Source organism: uncultured Clostridium sp. (assembly GCF_934754915.1).
Classification (GTDB): Bacteria; Bacillota; Clostridia; order Clostridiales; family Clostridiaceae; genus Clostridium.
This window is the reverse complement of sequence record NZ_CAKVKB010000184.1, coordinates 1-5,414: the sequence shown is the minus strand read 5'-3', so window position 1 is coordinate 5,414 and position 5,414 is coordinate 1. Positions and strand designations below refer to the sequence as shown.

The window sequence follows — 5,414 nt, the reverse complement described above, 5'->3', positions numbered from 1 at the left end:
TTCAGATTCTCCTCATTATTTTCTAGTACGAGAATACCATACTTTTTATCTTACGACAATTATCTTACCACCCAGGGGTAAGTTGCTTTTTGATAATATTCGTTCTAGTGAGCCATATTGAAATTCACTTGTTTCTCCCTTTGAAGTTACCGAGAATCTTCTATGCACTCTTTGCTTACCTTCGAATTCCATTCTATCTTCAGCACTAGAGCCTAAATGTTTAGTTTTCTGCAATCTTTGATTATTCTGCGAAACTTTCAAATTTCAAAACCTCCTTAAAGTTCAGTCCTTCATCCGCTATCGCGATTAGCGGAGTTACTATGACTTCTGCTACTTCTGATAGTTCAGTTGCATATCACTATGCAAGTTGTTGCATTAGAAATTCATCTTTATTTACAACATATCTATCAGACCTCCCCAGGTAAGAACAACAACCTTCTTCTCATATATCTGCTATATTTACTCCTAAGGATTCGGGTAGTGTTGGACTTTGTTTTGTTTTGCAAACTCGTCCGTCCTTAGCAAGCCTTGTATATAGTTCGTGTCCCTCAGACCGAGAGTTTGCCTTAGGCTTCCTTCAGATTCCACCTCACGATGGACACCCTTGCCCTTGGCTAGTGGTTCCCACTACCAAGCCCACAACGGACTTTCACCGCCAAGTTGTTGCCCATGCTGGGCACACAAATAAAGATGATTCCTGTTTAGTACAGAAATCATCTCTTATATTAATATAGTATTTTTAAATTCTCCCCAATAAAGGATTTTTTTACAATCTTAGATTCTCTATTTTAAGAGTTAGTTTTTTGTGTTCTTGTATAGCTTTCAGCATCTACAAGTACATAAGATCCTTTTGCTGGTACAGTAATTTTTCCTTTAACTGTGCCTAAATTTTCTACTCCTGCTTTCTCAGAATCTAATACAACTATCCATTCCTTATCCCCTGGTAAGTTTATGTCAACATCTTTATCACTTGAATTAAACATTACCACCATATTATCCCAAATATCGCCAACAGCTTTACCATTTAAAGTATATGCAATTACGTTACTTCCATCAAAATCTACACCATTCTTTAAGAATTTTAAGTTAGCTTGAATGTCTTTAGTTGAATCCATTCTAAATGCTTTGTGTTCGTCTCTAAGTTTTAATAATCCTACATAGTATTGATATAAATCATTATATTCTCTTACTCTATCCCAATCAAGTTTATTTACATAATCTCCAGCATTAAAGCTGTTTTCAATAAGATTTCCTTCTTCATCACACTTAGTTCTTGCCAGCTCTTCACCTGCTATCATAAGAGGCATACCTTGTGATGTCCAGATTATTGAAGCACATAACTTGTCCATTTGAACTAGTTTAGAGTCTTTTGCATTTGGTTCAGTTAATTTCAACCTATCCCATAATGTGTTGTTATCATGACATGACGCATAAGTGATTGTTTGATATGGTTCATTAGCCCATGGTGCTTTTGAATAATTAACCTTTGAATAATCAATATCATCATGCTGAGTTGATGCTACTATACCAAATTTAATTGTATCTTCTAAATTTTCAACACCGTTTAAAAATCCTGGCTCTGTACTATTAAATACACTGCCCTTTAATCCATCTCTCAAATCATCACTAAACATACCCATTTGCAATTCACCAAATTCTGGGCAGTTAGCTTTTAATGCTTGTTTGGAAGAATCTAAAGCAGAAGTACCACCATTCCATCCTTCACCATAAGTTATAATAGTTGGATCAATTTCAGTTAATGCTTTCCTTATAGCTTTCATAGTATCAATATCATAAACAGCCATTAAGTCGAATCTAAAACCATCAATGTGATATTCGTTAACCCAGTATTTAACTGAATCTAGCATATATCTTCTAAACATATAATGATCTGATGCAGTTTCATTTCCACATCCAGAACCATTTGTAAAGTTTCCATCTTCATCAAAACGGTAATAATATCCTGGTACAGCTCTTTCTAAACATGAATCAGTATTGAATGTATGGTTGTAAACAACATCCATTACAACTTTTATTTCTTGTTTATGAAGTTCTCTTACCATCTCTTTGAATTCTTCAATTCTTATTTTACCATCATAAGGATTTGTTGAATAAGATCCTTCTGGTACATTGAAGTTTTGTGGATCATAACCCCAGTTATATTCTTCATCTGCCTTTGTTTCATCAACTGATTGATAATCATAAGATGGCATTAATTGAACTACATTGATTCCTAATTCTTTTAAATGTGATACTCCAGTTTTTACATCAGTTCCTGGAATTACAGTATCTGGCTGCCATACTCCTTTATATTTGCCCCTATATTTCATTTGAACACCTGAGCTTTCATCAATTGAAAAATCTCTAATATGCATTTCATATATTCTTGCATCTGTTGGTGATTCTAATTGAGGTTTAATATCTGAATCCCATCCTTCTGGATTAGTACTTTCTAAATTAACAACCATACTTCTTTTACCATTAATCCCAACTGCTTTTGCATAAGGATCAACAACTTCATTTACTTTTCCATTAACAGTTACTAAGTAATTGTAATACTCACCATCTAAATTTCCACTTTCAGTATAAATCCATTCACCATTATTTCCTTTTGTCATATCAACAATTTTTTCAGCTGGTGAACTATATGCCTTTCCATCCTTTCCGTAGAAAGCGATTTGTACTTTCTTAGCTGTCGGAGCCCATAAAACAAATTTTGTATTGTCCTTGCTATAAACAGCACCTAAATCTCCATCATATTTGTATAAATTATTAAAATATTCACTACCTAGCATTTTACTTCCTAAGCTTGCATCTAAGCTCTTATATTTGGGTTTTTCTAAAGTATAAGTACTATTAATGTCTATACTATCATTTAAGTTTATAGTGCCACCTAATTTTGTATCATTTATATTTACTACATAAGAATTATTAGGAATCTCAATTCCATCTTTCTTTATTGTGAAATCGTTTGTATTGCTGAGTAAAGAATTTACTTTAAAGCTCATACTGTTTAAAGAATCAATCTTAAAAGATGTTATTTCAGGAAATCTTATTGGTTCCTTCGGATTATAGTAAACCTTATCATCATCCTGTAACAAATATGCATTTATTTCACCATTATTATTTGCATAAGCTAAATTAATGTTTTTATCTTTACTATTATCATTTCCAACTTTAACTGAAAAAGCTTTTTTATCTACTACAGAGTTTTTTGTGATTGAAACTTCTTTTCCATAACCATTCTCAGAGTTGAAAGCTAAATCTTGATTATCTTGACCATCTAATGAAATTGAAGCAGTGCTTCCATCATAATCTTTTTCATATCTAAAATAGTTTAAGTTTAATGTAACTTTATCAAAATTTCTATTAAGTTCTTTATCAGAACGTGTTGTTTCTTCATCTTCTTGAGTAATTACTACTTCACTGTCACCTTTAGTTAAATCTACAGTTTCATCATTAGTAGCTTTTTCATCCCAGTCTCCCTTACGAACTATAAAGTTAAATGAACCAGCATTTTTAGGCATTTCAACAACTGCAAATCTGCCTTGCTCATCTTCCCCTATAAAATTTACCTGACTTCCATCCTTACCAGTTTGCCAGACCCAAACATTCCAGTCAGTATAATCTGCATCAGGTCTTACATACCTTACCTTCACATAAACTGTATCAGATATCTCAGCTGCCTTTGCAATTGACATTGGCATAGGAATAAAAGAAATTAAGAATAATAATACCATTATCATTGCAGATAATTTTTTTATAGTCCTCATATTAACCCCTCCCATTAAACGTTTTCTTTTTTTCATTTTAGCACACTTTTAGGTTTGTAAATAACATATATATAAACTTTGTAATATTTCACAATGTTTGAATTATATTATCTAAATATTCCTGCTTTGTTGTATTCTTAATATCATCTCTTTATACCCATAAGCTTTCCAATAGTTTTATCTATATATTTTCCCAAATAAAACACTCTGATTTTTGCTGTAAAATCTGAAGATGATCACCTGAATAAAAGTATTTTATTATATTTTTCTTCTGCTGCTAATTCTACTGTGAATTTCTTTTCTTCTTTTCTTATAATAAAAATCATAGGCCCAATAAACTTCTTATACTGTGCTAAACGCTCTATGCAAGTCTGAACATTTTTGCTACAAAAAGCAGCAAAAATAGGCGGTGAAAAAGTTTCAATACCTTCTGCAATAGTTATTACATCATCATTTATTCCTATTTCTATTCTAACTATTTCATATATGTGTTAACTAGTTCATAACATCTTTCTTTCGTAATTCTAGCCATTGTAGTATTATATTGTACTCCTGCCATAGAACCTCCACACTCATTAGCTTCTCTATCTGCAGTTGCATCTCTATATTCTATCCAGCTAATTTGTTTGTTTTTTAGCTCTTTCATCTCACTATTTGTAAGTTGAGTTTTTAGTAAACTATATATTTCATTTAGCATATCATCCCATCTTCCAAACTTTGTAGCTTCTGCTTCGTTCATCTCTGCAGTTACTCCATTTTCATATAGATAATCTAAATCACTCATTCCTTCTTCTACGGAGTTTAGCTTATTTATGTATTCATTTTTATAACTGTGTTGTACTACTTCACTACTAGTTTCTTCTTTAGCTGACTCTTTTACCTCTTTCTTTTTATCTATTTCTTCTTTCTTTTCTTTATCTTCCTCTATATTGGGCTTTTCAGCTAGCCATCTTGCTTCTTCTCCACAACTTGGACAAAACTTTGTTACTTCGCTTGATTCTTCTCCACAACTATCACAATATACTATAGTTGTAGCTACTTCTTCTTTAGGATCTTCTTTTTTTGTACATCCAGTTACCATTAATGATATAACTAAACCCATTAATACAATCACTTTTTTCACTTTCATCTCTCCCTTATCGATTATAGATTCTTATCTATTTCTCTAAAATCTTCTTCCCCTACATTGCTAAACCACTCTTTTGTTTTTTCTTTAGCTTTTCTCTTAATTTCTGGCGTTATGAATACAGAAATCACACCCAAGGCTGTTATTATTGCTGTAAAATCATCTCCGTATCCTACTACTGGAATAGGGTCTGCTATTAAATCTATAGGTGATATGAAATACCCTAGTGCACTTATTATAGTTGCTTTAGCTTTAATAGGCACATTTGGATCTTTAAGTGCGTAAAAAAGTAACAATGCTCCGTACACTACAGATACACCAGCTTTAGAAAAAAACGATTTAATTTTGTTGAATAATGATTCTTCTGAGTAGTCGTTGTTGTACTTACTATTATCTTTCATATTTCTAATCTCCTTAACTATTATACATTTTGTAAATGCTATAATAGTGCAAAAATGCTTGAATAATTTTACAACTGAATAAAATAAAAAACATTTATGATAAATCCTTGTTAT

General features: G+C 31.9%; 4 protein-coding genes. All 4 read right to left on the bottom strand.

Translation table 11 applies throughout. The features are described from left to right. Positions 1 to 45: 45 nt before the first annotated feature. The gene (locus Q0F58_RS16900) at positions 46 to 261 is read right to left on the bottom strand and encodes a hypothetical protein (protein WP_294379039.1); all 216 of its coding nucleotides are present in this window, start codon (positions 259 to 261) and stop codon (positions 46 to 48) included. A 527-nt stretch (positions 262 to 788) separates the two neighbouring features. Next, entirely contained in the window at positions 789 to 3,773 is a 2,985-nt protein-coding gene (pulA, locus tag Q0F58_RS16895; RefSeq protein ID WP_294379038.1) for a type I pullulanase, read from the bottom strand. A 475-nt stretch (positions 3,774 to 4,248) separates the two neighbouring features. Continuing rightward, positions 4,249 to 4,896 carry a lysozyme inhibitor LprI family protein gene (locus Q0F58_RS16890; protein ID WP_294379037.1) on the bottom strand — a complete coding sequence of 216 codons (648 nt, stop codon included), beginning with the start codon at positions 4,894 to 4,896 and terminating at the stop codon, positions 4,249 to 4,251. A 20-nt stretch (positions 4,897 to 4,916) separates the two neighbouring features. Then, entirely contained in the window at positions 4,917 to 5,300 is a 384-nt protein-coding gene (locus tag Q0F58_RS16885; RefSeq protein WP_294379036.1) for a YkvA family protein, read from the bottom strand. Positions 5,301 to 5,414: the final 114 nt, after the last annotated feature.

What these genes read in the sequence shown, in the direction of transcription:
- pulA (WP_294379038.1), bottom strand. Translation starts at nt 3,773, where the DNA reads ATGAGGACTATAAAAAAATTATCTGCAATGATAATGGTATTATTATTC.
- Q0F58_RS16885 (WP_294379036.1), bottom strand. Translation starts at nt 5,300, where the DNA reads ATGAAAGATAATAGTAAGTACAACAACGACTACTCAGAAGAATCATTA.